The following is a 22,587-nucleotide window of genomic DNA, read 5'->3' on the forward strand; positions in this document are numbered from 1 at the left end:
CGGACCACCGGGGCCGACGCGGGCGGCGGGTCACGGACCCGCCTCGCCGGTCAGGGGATGACGCGTCGCGTCCGCAGACGGGTGAAGACGTCGAAGAGCATCTGATCGGTCTGGACGTACTCGTGGAACCCATGACGGCGGGCCTTGGATCCGTCGCCGAACATGTCGTAGTCCCAGGAGAACACTGCGTCGGCGAACGACCAGGAGGAGACCGCCGCATAGGAGTTCGGGGCCAGGCCCTCCCGCGAGACGATCGCGTCCCACAGCGGCTCCTTGTCGGCCATGACCTCGGCCAGCGACATCGGCAGCGGCGGTGCGGCCTCGAGGTCGAAGTAGCCGGCGATCTTCGGCCACAGTTCGCTCCAGCGGAAGAGGTCGCCGTTGCCGATGTTGAAGGCCTGCCCCGTGCATCCGGGGTCGGTGGCGGCCCAGACGGTCGCCTTGGCCAGCAGTCCGGAGTCGGTCATCTCCAGCAGGCTGTCGTAGGCGCCGGGGCTGCCGGGGAAGCGCAGCGGAAGCCCGAGCTCCCGGGACAGGGTGGCGTAGACGGCGATCGCCATCGCCAGGTTCATCGGGTTTCCCACGGCGACCCCGGAGACCACCGAGGGGCGGATCGCCGACCAGCTCCAGTTCCGACCTTCCGCACGGCGTTGCAGGAACTGCTGCTGATCGACGTTGAACTCCGGCGGCATGTGTCCGGCGTCGGTCTCCCTCGCCGGTGTCTTGAAGGGGCCCAGGTGGGCGCCGTAGACCTTGTAGCCCTGCATGAGGCTGACGTGTTCGAGTCCTCGGGCGACCGGTTCGATCGCGTCGACGACGTTGGTCAGCATCGCGAGGTTGGGCGGCACCAGCGCCGACCAGCTGGGTCGGTCCTGGTAGGCCGCGTAGAAGATGTGGGTCACGTCGGTGAGCCCCGCGAGCGTGGAGCGGGTTTCTTCGGTGTCGAGCAGGTCGACGCGGACGTGCCGCAGCCGGTCGGCGCAGCGACCGCCTCGGCGTGAGAGGCCGACGACCTGCCAGTCGCCGAGTTCGAGAAGGTGCTCGACGAGTCCGCCGCCGATGACTCCGTTGGCGCCGACCACGAGTGCGACCTTGTGTCGAGTGCTCATGACTCCTCTTTCGATGCGACGTCCGCGGAATCGGGACGACGTGCGGGCCGTGATCAGGACGGCCGTCGCCGGAAGGGCCTCGGCTGCGGGCGGTGGCGACGGCCGAGTTCCAGCCTCGTCGAGCTCGACTCATGAGTCCAAGGAATCTTTCTCACCTGTTCGATGAGCGATGCTCATGGCTGTTGGCGCCGGGCTCGCGCTTCGGGCGGCGTGGGCCGCGGGCGGCCGGTGGAAGAACCGGAACCGGGGCGCGGGCAGGGGGCAGCTCAGCCGGCGGTGGGCGTCCTCGGGGTGTTCATCGGGGGGCCGGGGCGATCGCGGCGTGGCAGCCGCTGGACGGCCAGGTCGTAAGAGTCCTCGACTACGTCGGTGATCAGCCGCTTGACGATGCCGGGTCCCGCCTCGAGCGTGATCCAGTGGCGTTCGTCGAAGTAGCGGCCCGGCGTGACCGAGGCGTAGGCGTGCACGTGGGCGCGGGCGTGCTCAGGTTCGCACTCGACCGTGATGATCTGTTCGTTCGGGTCGTCGGTGACGATGAGGAACACCCTGCCCGCGACCTTGTACACGTCGAGCCGGGGGGTGAAGGGGCGTCCGCGGCTGACCTCGGGCAGGGCGAGGGCCGCCTTGCGCGCGGTGTCCTGGAGCCGATCGCCGGCCGCGCTCACCGGGATACCCGCGTGCCGCCCGCGTAGGTGTGCGGGTCGACGGGCTGGTCGCTCTTGGGCAGGCGAGTGACGACGAGCCGGTAGGACTCGGTGACGAGCTCTCGGATGAGCCGCCCGTCCACGCCGTCGCCGTCCTCCAGCGTGATCCAGTGCTTCTTGTTCATGTGGTAGCCGGGGTGATGTGGCTGTTGTGCTCTCGCAGGGCGAGGGCCCCGGCGGGGTCCGCCTTGAGGATCACGACCGGACGCCCGGGGACCTCGGTCATCGGCATGAACACCTTGCCTCGCACTGTGAAGACGTCCCAGTCGTCCCCGAAGGGGCGGCCCGGTCGGGCTCCGGGAAGCTCCTGCGCACAGTCGGCGGCGATCGTGTGCGGAGTCATGGGGTGTCGTCCTCCTTGAGGGGTCGGCTGCGGCACCGGCCATTGCTGAGTGTGCGCCGGCTGTCGCGGCGGCACAGTTCAGCCGCGCGGCGGAGAGGCGCCGACGCCCGCCTCTCCGCCGCGGGCCGGACCGGCCGTCCACGCCGGCGAACTCGTCCCCGCCGAGCCTGGCGAGGAACCGTCGGTCTTCCATCCGGTCGCGGAGGGTGGCGGCGCATCGAACGCATCCTCGCCGAGCGCGGCGCGGTCGCCGACTTCAAGGACGTCAACGACCTGCGCGGCCACAGATGGGTGACCAGGTGTCATGTGCACCCTCGGCGTCGAGCCACTGAACCGGACTACTCCGCGTTCCTCGGCATGGTCCATCCGAAGACCTGCCGCTGGAACCGGCACAGCGGTGCGTGAACTCATCGACCGGCGACGCCTGCTCGCAGCCGGGAGTCCGCGGCGGTGCCCGGGTGGGAGACCCGGAGTGCGGCCGGTCCTCTCGGTGTCTTCGGATTGCGCGGACCTCGGCCGTTTCGCCGGCGACCGCGCGGGCATGGCCCTCGACGCGGTCGCGGCCGGGGAAGGCACGACCGGTCGGTGAGCGGCGGACGGCGCCCTGAGTGCTCGTCTCTCAGTCGTTCAGGACGATGATGTGCTGACGTCGGCCTCGACGTCGTTCCAGGCCGTGGCGGTTCTCCGCCGGGCGGTGAGGGGCCTTTCGGCGAGGGACTCATGCCTGCGGGCGATGACGTCGGACGGCGGTGTCCACGGCGCCTGGGCGGCCAGGCGCGCCGGCGTCCTCAGGTTCCCGCGCACCGGCGCGTCGGTCCGAATCTGTTCGACCAGGGCGGCCGCGGCGCGCCCTGCATGTCGTCGCCGTCCGCGCGCCGGGCATGTTCTGGCAGACGAGTCCGATGCCGGGGTCCAGTCGACGTTCTAGCGGGAGGTCGGCCGTCGGAGGCCGCGTAGGAGCAGGTCGACGAGTCGACGCGGGTCGTAGTCCGGGTCGCTGTCGTGCCCGATGCAGAGGTTGCCGATGCCGCGCATCAATTCGTAGGGCGTGGTGCCGGGCCTGATCTCCTCGGCCTGGACCGCGGCGTCGAGGAGTCCGGCGGCGACGGGGACGAGTCGGTCGAGGAAGTAGGCGTGCAGTGTGGCGAAGTTCTCGTTGCCCGGCTGCATCGCGCCCGCGAGGCCGTGTTTGGTGACGACGAAGTCGATGTAGAGGTCGGTCCACCGCCTCAGCGCGTCGAAGGGCGAGTCGGCGGCGGCGGCCAGTCGTGGTCCCGCTGCGGCGCAGGCCTCCACCTGGTGGCGGTAGACGGCGACGACGAGGTCGGCGCGGGTCGGGAAGTGCCGGTAGATCGTGGCGACTCCCACGCCTGCCGCCGAGGCGATCTCCCGGATGGGCGCGTCGACGCCAGAGGCGACGAACACCTGGGCGGCGGCGGCCAGCAGGGCCTGCTGGTTGCGCACGGCATCGGCCCGGCGCCCCCGGGCGGGCGTCTTCTGGGACGGATCGGTCTCGGACACCTTCACTCCTTCTCTCGGGCGTTGACAAGACGGAACAGTGTTCCGTATGTTTCCGGAACAGTGTTCCGTTTATGGGGGTGGCTGCCGCGGCAGGAGCCGCCGCCCCGTGATCCTCGCCTGCCGCCTCCCGTCATCGGCTCGACGGCACCCCGACGACGGCCACCATTGAGAAGGAGACCACCCCATCATGAGCGAACCCGCCTTCGCGACCGAGCGAGTCGACGCGCCGACGCCCGTCCTCTCCGTCAACCCCGTCGTGCTGCCCGTTCCCGGCCGCGCCGTCGACCTCCAGGCCCGCGTCTCCATCCCGGCGACCGGCGGCGCTCGGCTGCCGATCATCCTGCTCTCCCACGGCCACGGCCCCTCTCGACACCTGTCCTCACGGTTGGGATACGGGCCGCTCGCCGACTTCTACGCCGCGCACGGCTTCGCCGTCATCCAGCCCACCCACCTGGACTCCCGCACGCTGCGCCTGGACCCGAACGATCCCGAGGCGCCGCTGTACTGGCGATCACGAGCGCAGGACATGACCCGCGTCCTCGATCGGCTCGACGCGATCGAGGACGCCGTCCCCGGACTCGGCGGCCGTCTGGACCGGGACAGGGTCGCCGTGGTCGGCCACTCGATGGGCGGACACACCGCGAGCCTGCTGCTGGGCTCTCGACTCGCCGATCCCGACGACGCCACCGAGGTCGACCTGACCGAGCCGCGCATCACCGCGGGCGTGCTGCTGGCCGCGCCCGGCCGAGGCGACCGGGCGGCCCTGCGCGATCTCACGGCCGAGAACTATCCGTTCCTCCTGACCACGGACCTGTCCACGATGACGACGCCCGCGCTCGTCGTCGCGGGCGACCGAGACGACTCCGCCCACCTCACGGTTCTGGGCCCCACCTGGAGCACCGACCCGTACTTCCTGGCGCCCGGCCCGAAGGCCCTGCTCACCCTGTACGGCGGGGAGCACTCCCTGGGCGGGGTGTCCGGATACGACGTCGCCGAGACCACCGATGACGATCCCGAACGGGTGGCCGTGGTCCAACGGCTCACCACCGCCTACCTCCGCTCGCGGCTCTACCCCGGCGACCCCGCGTGGCAGACCGCCTGCGACGCGCTGGCCGCCGCCCCGCGGCCGCTCGGGAAGGTCGAGTCCAAGTCGTGAGCCGCGTCCGAGCACCGTCGCGTGCCCGCCCCGTCCGCCACCACCGGAGCCCCACCACCACGGCGCTGATCGCTTTCACCGCGGCCGGCCTCGGCCGAGAGATCGCCCGAGGCCGGCCGCGGCGGTCGTGCACGCGCTGATCACCGCGCGCGACCCCCACCGGGCCGCCGCCGTCACCAGCGAAGACGGCGGCGGCAGCCGGGTGCGCGGTGTCGGTGTGCCGGGGACTCGCGGCGTGGTGCGCGGAGTACCCGACGCACGGGACGCGGGCATCCGTGCCGCCGGACCCGTCCGGCAGGCGGGCCGGAAGCGACCTGAGCGGATCGGGGGAATCTCGTGATCGACGTGATCGTCGGGCGGCGGGCCCACCGGAGTGATGTCGGCCGCCGAGCTGCGGTTGCACGGGGGTGCACGTCGTCGTCCTGGAGCGGGACGCGGAACCCACCCAGGTCGTCCGCTCGCTCGGCCTGCACGCGCGCAGCATCGAGCTGAGGGATCAGCGCGGTCTGCTGGAGCGCTTTCTCGACCACGGCACGAAGTGTCCGGTCGGCGGGTTCTTCGCGGGCATCGACAAGCCGTCTCCGTCGGTCGACACCGCGTATCCCTACGTCCTGGGCATCCCGCAACCGGTCACCGACCGGCTGCTGACCGAGCAGCGGCGAGCCAGGACGCCGACGGCGTCACCGCGGGAGGTGGCCGAGGTGACGGCCGAGGTCGGCTAGACCTGGCAGCGGTTCGGCGCCGCGCCGATCGGGGACGGGATGTTCCGCATCATGGCGTCCGCCGCCGGGGTCGCCGAGGACTCGAGGACGCCGCCGACGCTGGCGGAGCTGAGCGGGCGGCTGCGGGAGTTGGCGGGCACCGACTTCGGCGTGGCCGGTGCCCCGGCGGGCAGGATGGCACCGGCGTCTCGCCCGCGCCTCTCGTCGTCCGGTGTCGCCTAGGCCGGGCGGCGGGCGGCGGCCGCGAGGTCACCGCCCGTGGGCGGTACATCCGGTGGCGGGGGCGTCGCCTGCCTCGGTCCACTGGTCGGCCAGTCGGATCAGCTCCTCGACGGCCTCCTCCACGCGATCACGGTCGCCGGTGGTCAGGTAGTCCAGTTGCAGGCCCGCGTAGGCGGCGTTGAGCAGGGTGGCGTTGCGGCGTGCGACGTCGGCGGGGACGCCGTGGGTCTGGAGGGCCTCGGCGACGAACTCGGCGCGGTCGCCCAGCATCGTGGGGACGTAGGAGCCTCGGAGTCTGCCCGCCGCCGCGAGACCCTCGATCTCGTGCAGCAGCCGGACGAGCGGCAGCGAGTCCGGGGCGAGGTGCCAGTCCCAGGATGCGCGGACGACGGCGCCGAGGCTGCGCCCCTCGTCCCAGCCGGGCAGGGCGCGCAGCCTGCCGCGCTGCCGTTCGTCGAGGTGTGCCAGGACGGCGGCGATGAGCTCGTCCTTGTTGGTGAAGTGGTGGGTGAGCACGAAGGTGCTGTGTCCGAGGGCCTCCGCCAGGGGACGCAGGGAGAGCTGGGCGATCCCGTGCTCGACCAGGTAGTCCAGGATCGCGTCGAGCAGTTCGACGCGGCGGCGCGGGTCGCGGGGCCTGGCCACGGCGGCACTCCGTTGGTCTCGGGGTCGGGTCTGTCGTGTTCAGGGTATTCGGCAGGTGGACATGACACCTGTGATGCCAATCGGAATAACGTTCGTTATGCTCACTCCTCGATCCGCCGTGTCCGTAGGAGGAGCAGCGCGTGACAGGACCCGATCCGACGCCGCGAGCACCACTCGGCGACGACGACGCACCTGCGTCGGCCGCGGTCGGACCGCGCCCGGCGGCCGAGGAGACCGGCCATCCGCGTCGCCGAGTGATCCTCTGGGCGCTGGCCGCCGCCCTGCTCACCATGAGCACCACCGTGATGGCGGTGACCGTCGCACTCCCCGACATCGCCCGCGACCTGCGCGCCACCACCGGCCAGCTTCAATGGATCACCGAGGCGACCGTGCTGGCCCTGGCCTCGCTACTGATCACGATGGGGGCGGTCGGCGACCGTTACGGACGTCGTCGGGTGCTGCTGGGCGGACTCGCCGTGCTGGTCGTCGCCGCGGTGTGGGCCGCCGTCGCCGCCGGCCCCGGCGAGCTGATCGCCGCCAGGGCGCTGCTCGGCGTCGGCAACGCGATGGTCATGCCCGCGACTCTGGCGATCATCCGCAGCGTGTTCCCCCGCGCGGAACTCGCCCGCGCGGTGGCGGTGTGGGCCGGAGTCGCCGGGCTGGGCGTCGTGCTGGGGCCGATGACCGGCGGGCTGCTCGTCGAGCAGCTGGGCTGGCGGGCGGTGTTCGCGGCCATGGTAGGCGTCCTGCCCGCCGTGGCCCTCGCCGTCGTCCTCGCCGTCCCGCCGACGGCGCCCGACCGCACCGCGCGACCCGACCTGCTCGGCATGGCACTGGTGTCCGGCGGTCTGGTCGCGTCGGTCCACGCGCTCATCGAGGCACCCCGGCGTGGTCTGTTCGACGCCGGGACGCTGCTCACGATCGGGGCGGCCATCGTGCTGCTCGGCGGATTCGCCGCCCGCCAACGCCGGACACGGCCTCCGATGCTCGACCCGCGCCTGGTGACCGACCGTGCCTTCTGGCCTGCCGCGGTGGCCGCGGCCGCGGGATTCTTCGCGCTGATGGGCATGCTGTTCCTCCTCACCCAGTACTTCCAGGAGGTGTCGGGCCGCTCCCCATCCGAGACCGCGCTGCTGCTGCTCCCGATCGCGGCAGGCCAGTTGGGCATGGCCCCGATCACGCCCCGTCTGATCGGACGAATCGGCCTGCGATGGACCGTCGCCTGCGGCCTGGGCGTGCTGGCCCTGGGATTGACGCTGATCCCCCTGGGCGCGCACACCGCTCACCACGAAGTGCTGTCGGCCGGCCTGCTCCTGCTCGCCGCGGGCAACGGCGCCGCGGTGACCGCCGCGAGCACCGCCATGCTGGGCTCGGCCGGCGCACCGCAGGCGGGTTCGATCGCCGCCGTCAACGAGACCGCCTTCAAACTGGGCGGCAGCCTCGGCGTGGCCGTGCTGGGCGGGATCCCCGCCGAGCGCCTCGCCGCACGCACCGCGCCCCCGCCCCCGTCGGAGCAGGCCGTCCCGGTCGAGTCGATCAGCGGCGCTCTGCGGGCCGCCGCGTTGCTCGGCGGCCCCGAGGGCGATCGACTCGCGGCCGCGGCCCGACAGGCGTTCGTCACGGGCCTGACCCATGCCGCCGTCCTCGCCGCCTGTCTCGCACTGGCGGCGGCGGTGCTGACGGCGGCGACCCTGCACACACCCGATCCGTCCCGCCGAGGAGCACGATGAGGACACCGACAGAACACCACGCGACGGTGCGCGGCCTGCGACTGGCCTACCTGGACTTCGGCGGCGCCGGAACCCCGCTCCTCGTGCTGCACGGGCACTTCGGTCGGGGCCGACAGTTCGCCCGCCTGGCCGCCGATCTCGCACCGGACCACCGCGTGATCGCCCTGGACCTGCGGGGCCACGGCCACAGCGGCCGCGACGGCGACGTGACCCCGGACGCCTACACCGCCGACGTCACCGAGTTCCTCGACGACCTCGCTCGTTCCTCGGGGCCGATGCCGGTGCTCGGTCACTCGATGGGCGGCGTGATCGCCTTCCGGGTGGCCGCGCGCCGTCCGGACCTGGTCAGCGCGTTGGTCGTCGAGGAGGGCGGCGCCCTCAACCGGCGGCCCGAGATCGCCGACCCGGTGTTGGACGTGCGGGGCTGGGTTCGTCGTGCTCCGACGTTGGCGGCCCTGCGCCGGGAGGTGGAGAGCCGCGGGATCCCCGACGCGACCTACTTCCTGGAGAGCGCCCACGAGTACGCCGACGGCTGGGGTTTCCTGTTCGACCACGACGACGTGACGTCCTCGCAGGAGGAGTTGATCGGCGACTGGCGGCCGGACTGGCTCGGTTCGGACTGCCCGGCGCTGCTCGTCCACGGCCGAGACAGCACCGTGCTGCCCACCGACATGGCCGAGGACATGGCGCGGCGACGTCCCCACACCGTGCTCCGGACGTTCCCCGGATGCGGCCACTGGGTCCACGACGACGACCCGGCGGGCTTCGCCGAGACGGTGCGCGACTTCCTCGGTGCGACCCACGCGACGGGCCGCCGCTGAGGTCCCAGGCCTCCGAGCGGGACGCCGCCCGCCGCCGAGCCGACCCGGGGAGCCGCGAGCATGGCCCCTCCCCCGTCGATCGCCGTCCTGGCCCGCGGCGTCGAGGTCCGTGCGGGCCGCCTCGCCGCGACCCTGTCTGCGGCGGAGTTGCCGCCTCGGTCGGTGGCGGGTACTCACGGAAGATGGCCTCATCGACGGACGTCGACGCCCTCGCCGGTACTCGCCGTGAGGTCAGCGCCCCCGACGAGGCGACGGGTGAGGCGCTGACGCTGCGTCGGCGGTACGCGGCACACGTCTCGGACGTCTGGGACGCGTGCACCGACCCCGATCGGCTGGCGTGCTTCTTCCAGCGGCCCGAGGGAGATCTTCGGGTGGGTGGTCGGTTCGCCTTCCCCGGCAGCGGCCACGGCGAGGTGCTGCGGTGTGCGCCGCCGTGGCTGCTCGTGGTCAGCTGGGTCTACGGGGAGCCCGGCGGTGAGCGGGTGGAGCTGCGGCTGGCCCCGGACGAGGACGGCGGCACGCTGCTGGAACTGCGGCATTCGGCACCGGACGGCCTGCTGGAGCGGGTTCCCGACGACCCGGAGTCCGGTGCCCGGGGCATCGGGACCGAGTGGGAGCTGAGCCTGATCGCCCTGGCGGCGTGTCTGGACGGAGACGCCGAAGCGGACTCGACGGGCGTGACGTCGGTGTTCGCGACCGCGGGGCTGGCAGGCCGCGTCAGCCGTGCCTGGTCGGCGACCTTGGCCGCCGCAGGCGTCGACGCGACGGGGGCCGACGACGCGGGCCGCTGATCGCCGCGGCAGTCCTGCCGAGGTCGGCTCCCGGCGACGGCCGCCGACGAGGTCGGTTCGCCGGGACGGGTTCGCGGTGCCGGATGCTCGTTCGCCGCCGCCCCGCGCGGCCGTGATCGGCGCGACGGCCGCCGAGTCGGCCTCGATGGCGATCAGCCGGCCGTGGTGTCCGTCAGCCGCTCATCGGTCTCCACGGTCGGCCGGGAGCACGGCGCCAGGAGTCGCGGAGCACGGCGCCCGACCGGGCCTGTTCGCGCGGAGCTCGCGGCCGCATGGCATGCGGCGGCGAGATCGGCCGGTGCCGCCGCCGATCGAAGGACGGCCGTCCGCCCGGCGGCACGGGACCTCGGAGGCAGTCGGATCTCCTACCATGACCCGGTGAATCGCCATGTGGAGTTCGTCGGCCTGCACAACTTCCGTGACCTGGGCGGCTATCGGACCGCGGACGGCCACCGGGTGCGGTGGGGCAGGCTGTTCCGGGCCGACGCGGTGTCGAGTCTGCGCGCCGAGGAGTGGCCGCGGTTTCGTGAGCTGGGGATCGGCACGGTGATCGACCTGCGGTATCCCTACGAGATCGAGGCCAACGGCCGGGTGCCGCAGTATGACGGGCTGGTGTATCACAACCTGAGTGTCGAGCACCGCCCCTATGAGCAGGCGGCGTTGGATCCCGCGATCGAACCGGCCCGATACTTCGCCGACCGCTATGCCGAACTGCTCGCCGACGGGACGGCGGAGCTGCGCCGCGCGCTGGAGGTCATCGCCTTCGAAGCCGACGCCCCGGTGCTGTTCCACTGCCGGACGGGCAAGGATCGGACCGGTGTCCTGGCGGCGTTGCTGCTGGCGTTGCTGGGGGTGTCCGAGGAGGACATCGTCGACGACTACGCCCTGACGGAACTCGCGACGCAGCGGTTCGTCGCCGACTGGAAGGCCGACCCGCGCAAGCCGCCGTTGCGGTGGCCCGGCTACGGGCGAGCGCCGAGGGAGGCGATGCGGCTGATGCTGACCGAGCTCGCCGCCGCCCATGGCTCGGCGGCCGAGTACGTGCGCGGGACGGGGCTGGACGACGCGGCGGTGGCCGCGGCCCTGCGCGACCGGTTCCTCGAACCGGAGCCGATCGCCCCGGATCGGCGATCGGCCTGATCGCCGCCGATCTCCGGTTCCAAGCCGAGGCGGGTCGGCCGGGTGCCGCAGGAGGACATGGCGCCGATCGGGGTGACCGTCCGCGGCCCGCGCGACGGTTCGCGCCGCACGTCCTCTCCCGTGGCGGCCGTCTCGTCACCGCGACGGCGTCGGCCGCGGCGTCGGGAGACCACGAGGCCGTGAGCGGGGCCGGCGGGTCATCGGCGGGCCGGGTGGGGTGAGCAGTCGGGACGCGGCCGCGTCGGGAGGGGCGGGTAGGGGCGAGTGATCGGGGTCCCCGGCGTCCCGGCCGTCTCACACCGCGTCGTGAGGCTCGACAGGTCGGCGCGTGCCGTGGAGGTGGCCGCGCGCGGCCACCGTCTGGTCGGTCGGTGGGTGTGTCAGGCGGGGTGGAGGCGGCGCAGGACGGCGCGGGCGATGAGGGTCTGTTCGGGGTGGATCGCGGTCTCGCCGTCCTCGATGTCCCACAGTGCGTTCTGCAGGACGCGGCCGAGGGTCCAGTGGGCGGCCCGGTCGCGGTCCAGGTCCATGATCTCGGTCATCAGGTCGAAGCGGCGCAGCACGGCGCGGGGTGCGTCGCCGGTGGCCACGATGTCGGGCCATCGGTTGTCGAGCGCGGGCAGCACCTCGAAGCCGGGGTCGCCCGCCAGCGGTTTGGGGTCGATGGCGATCCAGGGTTCCCGGTCGCTGCCGGGTGGTGCGGCCAGCACGTTCTCGTAGTGCAGGTCCCAGTGCAGCAGGCGGTCGCCGGGTTCGCCGATGACCTCGGCCACCGCCGCCGCGCAGGTGCGCAGCAGGGTCTGGTCGGCGGGGTCGGTCAGGTGCCGTTCGGCGACGGGGACGTCGGCGAGCATCGCGGCGGCGATGTCGGCGAGCCTGCGCAGGCCGGCCGGGGCGGTGACGGCGGTGAGTCGGGCATCGAGTTCGGCGAGGACGCGCAGCGCGGTCAGGTCATCGGGGATCTCGGTGAGGCAGCGGTCGCCGTCCAGGCGTTCCAGCAGCAGGGTGCCGGTGGCGGGGTCGTCCTGGAGGAGTCGGACGATGCCGTCGCCTCGCCAGTGCCGCAGTCCGACGGGTTCGGCGCTGTTCTCCTCGTCGACCGGCTGGAACTTCACCGCGGCCGGTGTCCCGTCGGCACGCAGGACGGGGATCACCAGGGCGACGACGCCGTGGCGGCCGCGCCCGTCCGGTCGTAGTTCCCAGCGGTCGAGCATCTCCTCGACGAGGGCGGGCAGAGCGGCGATCCAGGCGCGGCCCGCGTCGCCGCCGTGGCGGGCGTGGGAGGCGGCCAGGGCGGCGGGAACCTCGACACGACGAGCTGCTGCGGGCATCGACGGCACCTTCTGTCCGGGTCGGCTGGGGACGCACTCTAGCGAGGTCGGCCGGCGGGCGACGATCGATTTCCCGGGCAGCGTCGCGGGGGGCGAGTCATGCGGGTCAGGCGTCCGTGCTGCGCCCGCGGCGGCGTCGCCGGGGCGTGCGTGGCAGCCACGACGGCGGTCCGGCGTGCCCGGTCGGGATGCCGCCCGAATACGCCGGGAAGGGGCCGCTCGGGTGCGCTGCCGCGGGTCGACACCCGCGCGTGGCCGTGCCTCGTCGCGGCGTGGGCCTCCTCAGCCCGGGCGAAACGGTGATTCGGGACCGTGTCGAGAACGCCCATGTCACCGGGCCGTTCGCACCGGCTGCACGGGTCTCGGCACGAGATCCTCTTCAGGGCTCGTTCGCGCGTGCTCACCGGCGAGACCGTGCGGCCGGGCCGGCGCTTCGCGGTCAGGACGGCTTCGTCTCCCAGAACTGGTTGCCTGCCGCCTTTGTATGATGATACGACTCATATGGCGAGGGGCGCCGCCGGAGGGAGATCGTCGTGGATCTACGAGCTCAGGCGGAGCGGCTCCTGCCCGAGGACGCCGACCGGGCTCTCCTGGTGGCGCGGGTGTTCGATCCCGCGGTGGGCGGCCCGTGCGTCGCGGCGGTCCGGGACGGCCGTGCCGTCGACCTGACGCCCGTCGCGCCGACCGTGTCCGACCTGCTGGAACGGTCCGACGTCCACGCTGTCGTCGGCGAGCACGAGGGGCCCGGCTGGGACCTGGGAGACCTGATCGACGCGACCCTGCGGCGCGACCGCTCGGCTGCCCGCCTCCTCGCGCCGGTCGATCTGCAGGTCCTCAAGGCGGCCGGGGTCACGTTCGTGCGCAGCATGGTCGAGCGCGTGATCGAGGAACGGGCGAAGGGCGACGCCGGGAGAGCCGAGGACGTCCGCGTGCGCATCGGGGATGCCGTGCGCGGGCGGATCTCCCAGCTGCGGCCCGGCTCCCCGGAGGCCGCTGCCGTCAAGGAGGTGCTGGTCGCGGAGGGTCTGTGGTCGCAGTACCTCGAGGTCGGCATCGGCCCGGACCCGGAGATCTTCACGAAGGCACCCGTGCTGTCGGCGGTCGGGACCGGCGACCAGATCGGCGTTCTGGCCCGTTCCGAGTGGAACAATCCCGAGCCCGAGCTGGTACTGGCCGTCACGTCCACCGGCCGGCCGGTCGCCGCGACGCTCGGCAACGACGTCAATCTGCGGGACTTCGAGGGACGCAGCGCGTTGCTGCTGACCGAGGCGAAGGACAACAACGCCTCCTGCGCGATCGGCCCGTTCCTGCGGCTGTTCGACGACGAGTTCGGCCTGGACGACGCGCGTGCGGTCGAGATCACCCTCGAGGTGACCGGCGAGGACGGCTTCACCCTGCGCGGGATCAACCCGGTGTCCGAGATCAGTCGGGACCCGGTCGAGCTGATCGCCCACGCGCACGGGCCACACCACAGCTATCCCGACGGGTTCGTGCTGTTCACCGGCACCATGTTCGCGCCGACCGAGGACCGCGGGCGGCCCGGTGCAGGCTTCACCCATCGGGACGGTGACGTGGTCTCGATCTCCTCGCCTCGGCTCGGAACGCTGGTGAACGAGGTCACCTCCGCCGAGCAGGCCCCCGACTGGACGTTCGGCATCCGTTCGCTCATGGCCAACCTCGCCGAACGCGGGCTGCTCGGCTCCGCCACGATGGTGACCGGATGACGAAGGTCGTCGTCACCGACCACGCGTTCCTCGACGTCACGGACGAGACCCGCGGTCGCGACGCGGTTCGGGTCGAGTTCAGCGTCCGCTCCTGCCGGACCGAGCCGGAGACGGTGCTCGCGCCGCGGGCGACCGTGATCCGATACGGCATCGGGTACGACGACGTCGAGGCCGCCGGGGTCCGCGGGATCGCGGTGGCCACCGTGCCGGATCACGGCAGTGACGCGGCACGGTCGGGGTCGCCTGCCTGTCGTCGGCGGTCGAGGCCCTGAACAGCGGGCCGGTCCGACGGCCGCCGTCGTCGAGGAGCGACCCGCGGCGGGTGCCTCAGCGTCCGGTGTCCCGTACCACCAGCGAGTCCGCCGCGCCGGCCACCCGGTCCAGGTGCGCGCGCGTCGCCTGCCGGGCCGCGTCGGCGTCGCGGTCCCGCACCGCGGCCAGGATCGCCGCGTGCTCGTCGAGCGTGTCGGTCTGGCCGGCGAGATGGCCACGGGTGTCTCCGCAGGCCAGGCGCAGGCATTCGTTGACCGGATCCATCAACATCGCGACGAACGGGTTCCGCGACGCCCGGGAGATCAGCCGGTGGAAGCGCAGGTCGGCGTCCAGGCTGGTGTCGTAGTCGTGCGGACCCGCCCGGCTCGCGTCGATCGTGGCGCCCAGTTCGACGAGGTCGTCCTCGGTCCGGTTCCGCGCGGCGAGCGCCGCGACCTCCACCTCGATGAGCAGGCGGGCCTGCATCAGCTGTCCGAACGTCGCGGTGTTCATCCGCAGCATCAGCTCGTAATGCGACGTCACGACGGTGGCGTCCGGGACCGCGACCACCATGCCGCGGCCGGGCCGGATGTCCACGATTCCGCGCTGGTCCAGGATTCGGCCCGCCTCCCGGACGACGGTCCGGCTCACCTCGTGTCGCCGGGCCAGCTCGGCCTCCGTCGGCAGCCGGTCCCCCGGTCGCAGCCCTCGCGCGAACAGATCCTCGACGATCCGGTCGGCCACCACCGCCGACAGCCGGGGCGGGCGAGACCGCGGCACAGGGCTGATGGCCGGCATGGTCATGACTCCCTCGGAGTAGCTCCGTCCGATTATCAGACAGCCCGGCTGCGCAGGATCGGCAGGGACCTCGGCGGGTGATCGTCCGATGATCGGATCATAGTCCCGGTCATTCTCGGCGGCCGTTCTCACCGTGCCGACCCGGTCGATCCCACCGCACCCGTGTGGGCCGCGTCGGAGGGACCGCGCTGTCGGACGTCTCCGACCGTCGACTGGACGAGTCGACGTCCGAACGTCCCCGCCCGGCCGTCGCGGCGCGCGCCGCCGTGGCGGGCGTGCCGATCCTCATGGTCGCGCCCACGCCGTCCACCGATCGCAGTCGACTTCCGGGCGCCGACGGCGTTCCTCTGGACGGCTGCTCGGCGTCTCCCGGGCGGGTTCGGCCGGTCGGTCGGCGACCCCGACGATCGTCTCGCCCGGATTCTCGGCGTGATCGCGTCACTGTTTCGCGACCTCGGGTCGGACACGGCGCACGGGGAACCGCCAACCGTGCCGTCCCGGCCGGGTGCCCTCGTCCGCATCGGCCTGGCAGGGACGACGAGGCCGACGTCCCGGTCGGGCGGTTCGTCGAGCACTGCCGCATCGCCCCGGACTCCGACGAGACTTCCCCGTACATCGTACGGTACGATGACCCCAGCAATCCGTACACTGTACGAAGTAGAGGTCTCGTGTGAGCAGTCACCCACCCGCCCTCGACGTGCACCAGCTGCACCGGCGATACCGCGACGTCGACGTCCTCACCGGGCTCGACCTGACCGTCCCCGCAGGCCGCGTCTGCGCGCTCCTCGGCCCCAACGGCGCGGGCAAGACCACCACCGTCCGCATCCTCGCGACCCTGCTGCGCGCCCACGGCGGCCGAGCCGCCGTCGACGGCGTCGACGTCGCCGCCGACCCCGCGGGCGTCCGACGCCGCATCGGCCTGGTCGGCCAGCACACCGCCGTCGACGATGCCCTCACCGCACGCCAGAACCTCCGGCTCTTCGGCGGACTGCACCACCTCGACGCCCCCGCGGCCCGCCGCCGAGCCGACGACCTGCTCGACCGCTTCGGCCTCGCCCACGTCGCCGACCGCCGGGTCGCCCGCTACTCCGGCGGGATGCGCCGCCGACTCGACCTCGCCGTCGGACTGATCCAGACACCGGCCGTGCTGTTCCTCGATGAACCCACCACCGGCCTGGACCCGCGCAGCCGCGAAGAGCTCTGGCAGGAGGTGCGGGGCCTTGCCGCCGAGGGGACCACGATCCTGCTCACCACCCAGTACCTGGACGAGGCCGACCGGCTGGCCGACCAGATCACCGTCCTGGACCACGGCCGCGCCGTCGCCGCGGGCACCCCCGAGGAGCTGAAGGCCTCCCTGGGCGTCGACCGACTCGACGTCGTCGTCGGCCACCCGACCGACCTGTCCCGCGCCGCCGAGATCCTCGGCCGCGTCACCGACAGCCCCGTCACCGTCGACGCCGACTCCCGCCGCGCCACCGCCCGCACCCCGGCCACGGCCGCCGCCACCATCGCCGTCCTACGTGCCCTGGACGCCGAGAACCTGACCGTCCACGACGTCGCCCGCCGCCGCGCCACCCTGGACGAGGTGTTCCTCAGCCTCACCGGCCGCCCCGCTCGACCACACGACACCGACGCCGACACCGTTCGCCGCGTCGGGGAGGACACCGCCGCATGACCACCCCCCACACCGTCGACCACCGGATCGCACCCGCCGCCGGACCGGTGAGTCGGCTCCGCCACGCCGTCACCGACATCGCCGCCGTCACCCGCCGTGACCTGCTGCACTGGGCGGCAGACCCCACGCCCGTCATCGTCAACCTGCTGTTCCCGATCATGCTCGTGTTGATGTTCGGCTATCTCTTCGGCGGCGCGATGACCGTGCCCGGCGGCGGGGACTACCGCGAATTCCTCCTGCCGGGCATGTTCGCCATGACGATGCTCTTCGGCCTGGAGTCCACGGTGCTGGCCGTCACCACCGACGCCGCCCGCGGCGTCACCGACCGGTTCCGCTCCCTGCCGATCGCAGGATCCGCGGTCCTCGGGGGGCGCGCCGTCGCCGACCTGATCGACTCGACGGCCCGACTCGCCGTGGTCATGCTCTGCGGCCTGGCCGTCGGCTGGCGATGGCACGGCGGCCTCGCCGCGGCCGCCGCGGCGGTGGCTCTGCTCCTGCTGCTGCGCCTGGCCTTCATCTGGGTCGGCGTGTATCTGGGACTGCTGCTGCGCACCCCCGCCTCGGCCGCCGCGGTGCAGATCCTCGTGTGGCCCGCCGGATTCCTCTCCAACGCCTTCGTCGCCCCCGAGACCATGCCCGCCCCGCTGGCCGCGGCCGCCGAATGGAACCCGATGTCGGCCACCGTCACCGCCGCGCGCGCCCTGTTCGACAATCCGGGATGGGAGGGCCAGTCCTTCGCGGCGCAGCATGCCGTGACCATGGCCGTCGCCTGGCCGCTGCTGCTGTCGGCGGTGTTCATCCCCCTGGCGCTGCGCCGCTACCGCCGGCTGAGCCGATGAACACCGCCGCCTCGGCCCCTCCGACGCTCCCGGCGCCCGCCCGCCGCACGACGTCCCACCCCGCCGCCCGTCCCCGTCAGGAGCGTGATCCCGTGCCCGCCGCCGCGCCGACGACACCGACACCCTCACCGCATCCGGTGGCCTTCGTCGCCGCCGACCCGCCCCGCGCGGGCCGACTCGTCGTCCGCCGCGACACCACGCCCACCCCCCACACCACACCTGACGAGATCCCGTGGGTCCGGCTCGACGCCGACGGCGGCGTCCACGTCCGGCCCGTCCTCGCCGACTCGATCCCGGTCGGCGACGCCCTCACACTCCTGGCCGACCCCGCCCTCCTCACCCATCCGACGGCGGTGTTCTGGCGCGCCGCCCGCCGACTGGCCCTGCACCTCGTCGCCCGAGGCAGACTGCTCCCCGGCCTGTCACCCACCGACGTCGACGCCTGGCGCATCGGACCGTGGGACGCCGCCGACATCGAACACCTCACCGCACTCGCCGAGGCCATGCCCCCCGACGCCCACGCCGTGCCCCTCACCACGGGCGGCGACGACACCGTCCTCGCCGAGCCTCGCCGACTGCTCCGGGACTTCCTCGACGCCGTGGCCGACACGATGCCCCGCGGCCCGGCCGCCGCCGACGCCGCGGGCACCCGCCTCTTCGCCGCCGCCGAACCCCGGCGGGCACCCGAACTACGCGACTGGGCCCGCCAGGTCGCCGCGGGCGCCGACACCGGGGTGCGGATCTCCCTCCGTCTGGACACCGACCGCCCCGCCACCGACTGGGCCGCCGTCGGCCCCGGCTCGTTCCGGATCGTCGTGCAGCTCCACAGCCTGGCCGACGCGACCCGCGTCGTCGACGCCGCGGCCTGCTGGGCGCCGACCGGCCCGCCTCCCGCCGGGTTCGGCGGCCGCACCCGCGTCGACACGGTCCTGGCGATCCGCCGAGCCGCCCCGCACTGGGCCCCGCTGGGCAGGCTCCTCACCCAGACGGTGCCCGCCGAGACCGACGTCACCGACGACGAGGTGTTCGACCTGCTCGACTCGGCCGCCCGCAGACTGGCCGCCGCCGGAGTGGACGTCCACCTGCCCCGCGCCCTCGGCCGCGACCTGACCACCCGACTGGTCGCGGGCGGCGGATCGACGCTCCCCGACGACACCGCCGCCTACTTCGACGGCACCCGCCCGCTCCGGCTGGACTGGCAGGTCGCCCTGGGCGGCAACCCGCTCACCGACACCGAACGCGACCTGCTCGCCGACGCGCACCGCCCCGTGGTCCGCCTCCGCGACCAGTGGGTTCTCGTCGACCCCGACGTGATCGACCGGGCCCGCCGACCCCGGGCACCCGACCTGCCCGCCGCCGACGCCCTCCGTCTGGCCCTGACCGGACACACCGTCGTGGACGCCACCGACGTCGAGGTCGTCGCCGCCGACGCCCTGGAGACCCTCCGCACCCGGATCGCCGACCCCCGCGTCGACGCCGACCCGATCGACGCGCCCGCCGCACTCGCCGGAACCCTGCGCGACTACCAGCTCACCGGGCTGCGCTGGCTGAACCGGATGACCTCCCTGGGCCTGGGCTGCTGCCTGGCCGACGACATGGGCCTGGGCAAGACGATCACCGTGATCGCCCTGCACCTGCACCGGCGAAGCCGCCACCCCGAGAACGGGCCGACCCTCGTCGTATGTCCGGCCTCGCTGCTGGGCAACTGGGAACGCGAGATCACCCGCTTCGCCCCCGGCACCCCGGTGCGCCGCCTCCACGGCGGCACCCGCACCGTCGACGACGTCACCGACGGCATCGTCCTGACCACCTACGCCACCATGCGGCTGCACACCGCGGCCCTCACCGGCCGCCCCTGGGGGCTGCTCGTCGCCGACGAGGCGCAACACGTCAAGAACCACCGCTCTCACACCGCGACGGCACTGCGCCGCATCCCGGCCCGCGCCCGCGTGGCCCTCACCGGCACCCCGGTGGAGAACTCCCTGACCGAACTGTGGGCGATCCTCGACTGGACCACCCCCGGCCTGCTCGGCACCCAGGCCGCGTTCCGCCGCGCCACCGCCGCACTGCACCGCACCCCGCCCTCCGCGGCATCCGGCACCGAACCGCCCGAGTCCTCGAACACCACCCAGCCCGACCCCGCGGCCGACGGCCGTGACCAGGCCCGCCGCCTCACACGACTGGTGCGGCCCTTCCTGCTGCGCCGCCACAAATCCGACCCCGACATCGCCCCCGAACTGCCCCCCAAGACCGAGACCGACCACCCGGCGGCCCTCACCACCGAACAGGCGGGCCTGTACGAGGCCGTCATCCGCGAGACCCTGCACCGCATCGCCGACGCCGACGCACACCACCGCCGAGGCCTGATCCTCACCCTGCTCACCTCCCTCAAACAGATCTGCAACCACCCCGCCCACTACCTCCGCGAGACCCGACCCCGGCTCCGCGGCCGATCCGGGAAGCTCGCCGTCCTCGACGAGATCATCGACACCGCCACCGCCGGTGACGGGGCCGTCCTCGTCTTCACCCAGTACGTCGCCATGGCGCGACTCCTACGCGATCACCTCACCCGCCGAGGAGTCACGACGCGGCTCCTGCACGGCGGCACCCCCGTGGACCGGCGAGAAGAGCACATCCGCCGCTTCCAGGACGGCGAGGTGCCGGTGTTCCTGCTGTCGTTGAAGGCCGCAGGCACCGGCCTCAACCTCACCCGCGCCGACCACGTCGTGCACTACGACCGGTGGTGGAACCCCGCCGTGGAGGACCAGGCCACCGACCGCGCCCACCGCATCGGCCAGATACGCCCCGTCCAGGTACACCGCCTCATCGCCGAAGGCACCCTCGAAGACCGCATCGCCGCCATGCTCGCGGCCAAACGCGACCTCGCCGACGCCGTGCTGACTCGAGGCGAGCAGGCATTCACCGAACTCTCCGACGCCGACCTGGCCGCGCTGATCGAGTTGAGGAACCCGTGAACCGTGCACCCGCCGAACCCGCACTCGGCTTCCCCCCGTTCCCACCCGGCCGCGCCCGACGACCCCGAACGTGGTGGGGCGCCGCCTGGACCCGAGCAGTGCGAGACACCTCCCTGGATGACGACCAGCTACGCCGTGGCCGCCGCCACGCCGCCGCCGGCCACGTCGAGTCCATCACCGTCAGCCCCGGCCGGCTGGCCGCCCGCGTCCACGACGCCGACGGCAGCACCCACCACAGCGTCGTCCGGCTGGAACCACTCGCCGATCACGACTGGGACCGCCTCCTCGACCAGATCACCCGCACCGCCGGACACGTCGCCGCCCTCGCCGACCACGACATGCCTCCGGAACTCGCCGAGATCGCCGCCGACGCGGGCATCCGCCTGTTCCCCGGCCTCGGCGACCTCGACCCGGACTGCGACTGCGCGGGCTTCGAGCACCCGTGCCGCCACGCCGCCGCACTGTGCTGCCAGGCAGGATGGCTCGTCGACGACGACCCCTTCGTCCTGCTCCTGCTGCGCGGCCGCGACCGCGACACGCTCCTGGACGAACTCCAGGCCCACACCGCCGCCGCCCCCACCGCCCACGACGAGAGCGACACCCCACCGCCGGAATCCCCGGGAGTCCCCGCCGCCCAGGCCTACACCCGACACGTCGCTCCCCTGCCGCCGCCCCCACCGCCGGTCACCGACCACCCGCCCGCCGCGGTATTCGACCCGGGCCCCGGCGTCGACCCGACGGCCCTGGCGTTCCTCGTCACCGACGCCGCCCGCCGCGCGGCCGACCTGCTCATCCTCGACGCTCCCCCGCCGCCGCTGAACCGACACACCGACGGCGTCCGCATCGCCGCCACCCACGACGACCCGTCGACGCGCGGACGACTGGCCGCCGCCGCGGCCGACCCCGCCGCGTTCCCCCGTGCCGTCCGCGCCTGGGAGCTCGGCGGCCGCCCCGGCCTGGAGGCGTTGGAGACCGTCTGGCACCCGACCGCCGAACAGACCGCACGGGCCCACGACGCCCTCACCGCCTACCGCGAGCAGGAAGGCACGGACCGGATACCCGAGCTGCGGGTCTGGCGCAACCGGTGGACCGCCGACGACCGAGGCGTCCAACTGCGTCTGGGCCGCGACGGACGCTGGTATCCCTTCCGCCGCGACGGCGACTCCTGGCATCCGGCGGGCCCGCCGGGCGACGACCCGACGGCCGTCCTCACGGAACTGACGGACCGCGGGCGACCGCCCGCCGCCCCTGACGGAGCCGAATCGGGCCGCGAACCCGCCGCCGGTGCCGCTGCCCCGTAGTGCGCCACGAGCGACACCGGCCGCCCGTCGCCGCCGAAGCGAGACCACCGCGGCAGGTCGGCACGCGCCCCGTGCCGACCACACCCGTGCCCACCACGCCCCGCACATCCAGGCCGCCGGTCCCCCGCTCACTCCCGTCCGGCCCGCCGATACCGCAGGAACACCACACCCGACGAGTCGAAGACACGGGTGCCCGCCAGCCGCAGCGGCACCGGCGCCGACGACGCCGGGAAGTACGGGGTGCCCCCACCCAGGACGACGGGATGGACGAACAGCCGGAACTCGTCGATCAGACCCTCCCGCAGGAAACTCGCCGCGATGCCCGCCCCGCCCAACTCCAGATCGCCACCCGGCAGCGCCTTCAGCCGCGCCACCTCCCCGGCGAGATCGTCGGCCACGAGCCTGCTGTTGTGCTCGACCCTCGCCAACGTCCGGGAGAACACCACCTTCGGCATGTCCAGCCAGATCCGGGCGAAATCCGCCTCCTGCGGGTTCGCCGCCGGATCGTCGGCCACCGACGGCCAATAGGCGGCCATGTCCTCGTACAGACGACGCCCGTACAACGACGTGCCGACCGCACGAGCCAGCTCGTTGTGGAACTCGAGCAGCTCCGCATCGGGTTCACTCCACGAGATGTCACCGTCGACGGACCGCATGAACCCGTCCAGCGAGACCGACAACGAGTAGACGACGTCACGCATCTCTCGATCCTCCTTCGTTCGCGGGCATCACCGGCCACTCGCCGCGCCCTTGTCGGAACAGACCGGCGCACCGCCGCGAACTCGCCG

The 22,587-nt window shown here is 73.2% G+C and carries 22 protein-coding genes; 13 read left to right on the forward strand and 9 right to left on the reverse strand.

Annotated elements, in window-relative coordinates; genetic code table 11:
- Positions 1–50 precede the first annotated feature (50 nt).
- From AHOG_RS14430 to AHOG_RS14450, 5 genes are all read right to left on the reverse strand, one after another.
- Complete coding sequence (locus AHOG_RS14430) at positions 51–1,109, reverse strand: SDR family oxidoreductase (RefSeq protein ID WP_093941816.1); 1,059 nt, start codon at positions 1,107–1,109, stop codon at positions 51–53.
- Positions 1,110–1,375: 266 nt separating this feature from the next.
- The gene (locus AHOG_RS14435) at positions 1,376–1,774 is read right to left on the reverse strand and encodes an MmcQ/YjbR family DNA-binding protein (protein WP_093941817.1); all 399 of its coding nucleotides are present in this window, start codon (positions 1,772–1,774) and stop codon (positions 1,376–1,378) included.
- On the reverse strand, positions 1,771–1,938 hold the full coding sequence (locus AHOG_RS29935; protein ID WP_245856798.1) for an MmcQ/YjbR family DNA-binding protein: 168 nt from the start codon (positions 1,936–1,938) through the stop codon (positions 1,771–1,773). The genes AHOG_RS14435 and AHOG_RS29935 overlap by 4 nt, the downstream gene beginning before the upstream one ends.
- Positions 1,935–2,156, reverse strand: coding sequence for an MmcQ/YjbR family DNA-binding protein (locus AHOG_RS29940; RefSeq protein WP_245856801.1), 222 nt, complete (start codon positions 2,154–2,156; stop codon positions 1,935–1,937). Before AHOG_RS29940 ends, AHOG_RS29935 begins: the two co-directional genes overlap by 4 nt.
- A gap of 924 nt (positions 2,157–3,080) precedes the next feature.
- A complete protein-coding gene (locus AHOG_RS14450; protein ID WP_093944467.1) occupies positions 3,081–3,677 on the reverse strand; it encodes a TetR/AcrR family transcriptional regulator in 597 nt (198 codons plus the stop codon).
- 187 nt (positions 3,678–3,864) lie between these two features.
- Between AHOG_RS14450 and AHOG_RS14455 the strand changes: the two genes are divergently transcribed.
- From AHOG_RS14455 to AHOG_RS30520, 3 genes are all read left to right on the forward strand, one after another.
- Positions 3,865–4,833 (forward strand): alpha/beta hydrolase family protein, encoded by a 969-nt coding sequence (locus AHOG_RS14455; RefSeq protein WP_093941819.1) that lies wholly within the window; start codon positions 3,865–3,867, stop codon positions 4,831–4,833.
- Between the two features lie 407 nt (positions 4,834–5,240).
- Positions 5,241–5,555 carry an FAD-dependent monooxygenase gene (locus tag AHOG_RS30515; protein ID WP_376700100.1) on the forward strand — a complete coding sequence of 105 codons (315 nt, stop codon included), beginning with the start codon at positions 5,241–5,243 and terminating at the stop codon, positions 5,553–5,555.
- A 51-nt stretch (positions 5,556–5,606) separates the two neighbouring features.
- Positions 5,607–5,777 carry a hypothetical protein gene (locus AHOG_RS30520; protein WP_376700101.1) on the forward strand — a complete coding sequence of 57 codons (171 nt, stop codon included), beginning with the start codon at positions 5,607–5,609 and terminating at the stop codon, positions 5,775–5,777.
- 27 nt (positions 5,778–5,804) lie between these two features.
- Here AHOG_RS30520 and AHOG_RS14470 read toward each other — a convergent pair whose 3' ends face one another.
- Positions 5,805–6,422, reverse strand: coding sequence for a TetR/AcrR family transcriptional regulator (locus AHOG_RS14470; RefSeq protein WP_093941821.1), 618 nt, complete (start codon positions 6,420–6,422; stop codon positions 5,805–5,807).
- A gap of 140 nt (positions 6,423–6,562) precedes the next feature.
- On the opposite strand from AHOG_RS14470, the gene AHOG_RS14475 reads away from it, so the two are divergent.
- From AHOG_RS14475 to AHOG_RS14490, 4 genes are all read left to right on the forward strand, one after another.
- Positions 6,563–8,152 (forward strand): MFS transporter, encoded by a 1,590-nt coding sequence (locus tag AHOG_RS14475; RefSeq protein ID WP_093941822.1) that lies wholly within the window; start codon positions 6,563–6,565, stop codon positions 8,150–8,152.
- Positions 8,149–8,973 (forward strand): alpha/beta fold hydrolase, encoded by an 825-nt coding sequence (locus tag AHOG_RS14480; protein ID WP_093941823.1) that lies wholly within the window; start codon positions 8,149–8,151, stop codon positions 8,971–8,973. Before AHOG_RS14475 ends, AHOG_RS14480 begins: the two co-directional genes overlap by 4 nt.
- A gap of 182 nt (positions 8,974–9,155) precedes the next feature.
- Complete coding sequence (locus tag AHOG_RS14485; RefSeq protein ID WP_157736820.1) at positions 9,156–9,764, forward strand: SRPBCC domain-containing protein; 609 nt, start codon at positions 9,156–9,158, stop codon at positions 9,762–9,764.
- A 378-nt stretch (positions 9,765–10,142) separates the two neighbouring features.
- Positions 10,143–10,904: a tyrosine-protein phosphatase gene (locus AHOG_RS14490; protein WP_093944468.1), complete on the forward strand. Its 762-nt coding sequence runs from the start codon at positions 10,143–10,145 to the stop codon at positions 10,902–10,904.
- Between the two features lie 380 nt (positions 10,905–11,284).
- Here AHOG_RS14490 and AHOG_RS14495 read toward each other — a convergent pair whose 3' ends face one another.
- A complete protein-coding gene (locus AHOG_RS14495) occupies positions 11,285–12,235 on the reverse strand; it encodes an aminoglycoside phosphotransferase family protein (RefSeq protein WP_093941825.1) in 951 nt (316 codons plus the stop codon).
- Between the two features lie 533 nt (positions 12,236–12,768).
- On the opposite strand from AHOG_RS14495, the gene AHOG_RS14500 reads away from it, so the two are divergent.
- Both AHOG_RS14500 and AHOG_RS14505 read left to right on the forward strand, forming a co-directional pair.
- Positions 12,769–13,959 carry a fumarylacetoacetate hydrolase family protein gene (locus AHOG_RS14500; protein WP_093941826.1) on the forward strand — a complete coding sequence of 397 codons (1,191 nt, stop codon included), beginning with the start codon at positions 12,769–12,771 and terminating at the stop codon, positions 13,957–13,959.
- Entirely contained in the window at positions 13,956–14,231 is a 276-nt protein-coding gene (locus AHOG_RS14505; RefSeq protein WP_093941827.1) for a Rossmann-fold NAD(P)-binding domain-containing protein, read from the forward strand. Before AHOG_RS14500 ends, AHOG_RS14505 begins: the two co-directional genes overlap by 4 nt.
- Positions 14,232–14,286: 55 nt before the next feature.
- Here AHOG_RS14505 and AHOG_RS14510 read toward each other — a convergent pair whose 3' ends face one another.
- A complete protein-coding gene (locus AHOG_RS14510) occupies positions 14,287–15,015 on the reverse strand; it encodes a FadR/GntR family transcriptional regulator (RefSeq protein WP_157736821.1) in 729 nt (242 codons plus the stop codon).
- A 664-nt stretch (positions 15,016–15,679) separates the two neighbouring features.
- Between AHOG_RS14510 and AHOG_RS14520 the strand changes: the two genes are divergently transcribed.
- The 4 genes from AHOG_RS14520 (at position 15,680) to AHOG_RS14535 (ending at position 21,799) form a co-directional block, all read left to right on the forward strand.
- On the forward strand, positions 15,680–16,684 hold the full coding sequence (locus AHOG_RS14520; protein ID WP_093941830.1) for an ATP-binding cassette domain-containing protein: 1,005 nt from the start codon (positions 15,680–15,682) through the stop codon (positions 16,682–16,684).
- The gene (locus AHOG_RS14525) at positions 16,681–17,523 is read left to right on the forward strand and encodes an ABC transporter permease (RefSeq protein WP_093941831.1); all 843 of its coding nucleotides are present in this window, start codon (positions 16,681–16,683) and stop codon (positions 17,521–17,523) included. The genes AHOG_RS14520 and AHOG_RS14525 overlap by 4 nt, the downstream gene beginning before the upstream one ends.
- Before the next feature lie 92 nt (positions 17,524–17,615).
- Complete coding sequence (locus AHOG_RS14530; protein WP_245856803.1) at positions 17,616–20,498, forward strand: DEAD/DEAH box helicase; 2,883 nt, start codon at positions 17,616–17,618, stop codon at positions 20,496–20,498.
- Positions 20,495–21,799, forward strand: coding sequence for an SWIM zinc finger family protein (locus AHOG_RS14535; protein ID WP_157736822.1), 1,305 nt, complete (start codon positions 20,495–20,497; stop codon positions 21,797–21,799). Before AHOG_RS14530 ends, AHOG_RS14535 begins: the two co-directional genes overlap by 4 nt.
- 128 nt (positions 21,800–21,927) lie before the next feature.
- Here the strand turns inward: AHOG_RS14535 and AHOG_RS14540 are convergent, their stop codons facing one another.
- Positions 21,928–22,500 carry a dihydrofolate reductase family protein gene (locus AHOG_RS14540; protein ID WP_093941834.1) on the reverse strand — a complete coding sequence of 191 codons (573 nt, stop codon included), beginning with the start codon at positions 22,498–22,500 and terminating at the stop codon, positions 21,928–21,930.
- Positions 22,501–22,587 lie beyond the last annotated feature (87 nt).

The organism is Actinoalloteichus hoggarensis (assembly GCF_002234535.1).
In the GTDB taxonomy this organism is placed as follows: Bacteria; Actinomycetota; Actinomycetes; order Mycobacteriales; family Pseudonocardiaceae; genus Actinoalloteichus_A; species Actinoalloteichus_A hoggarensis.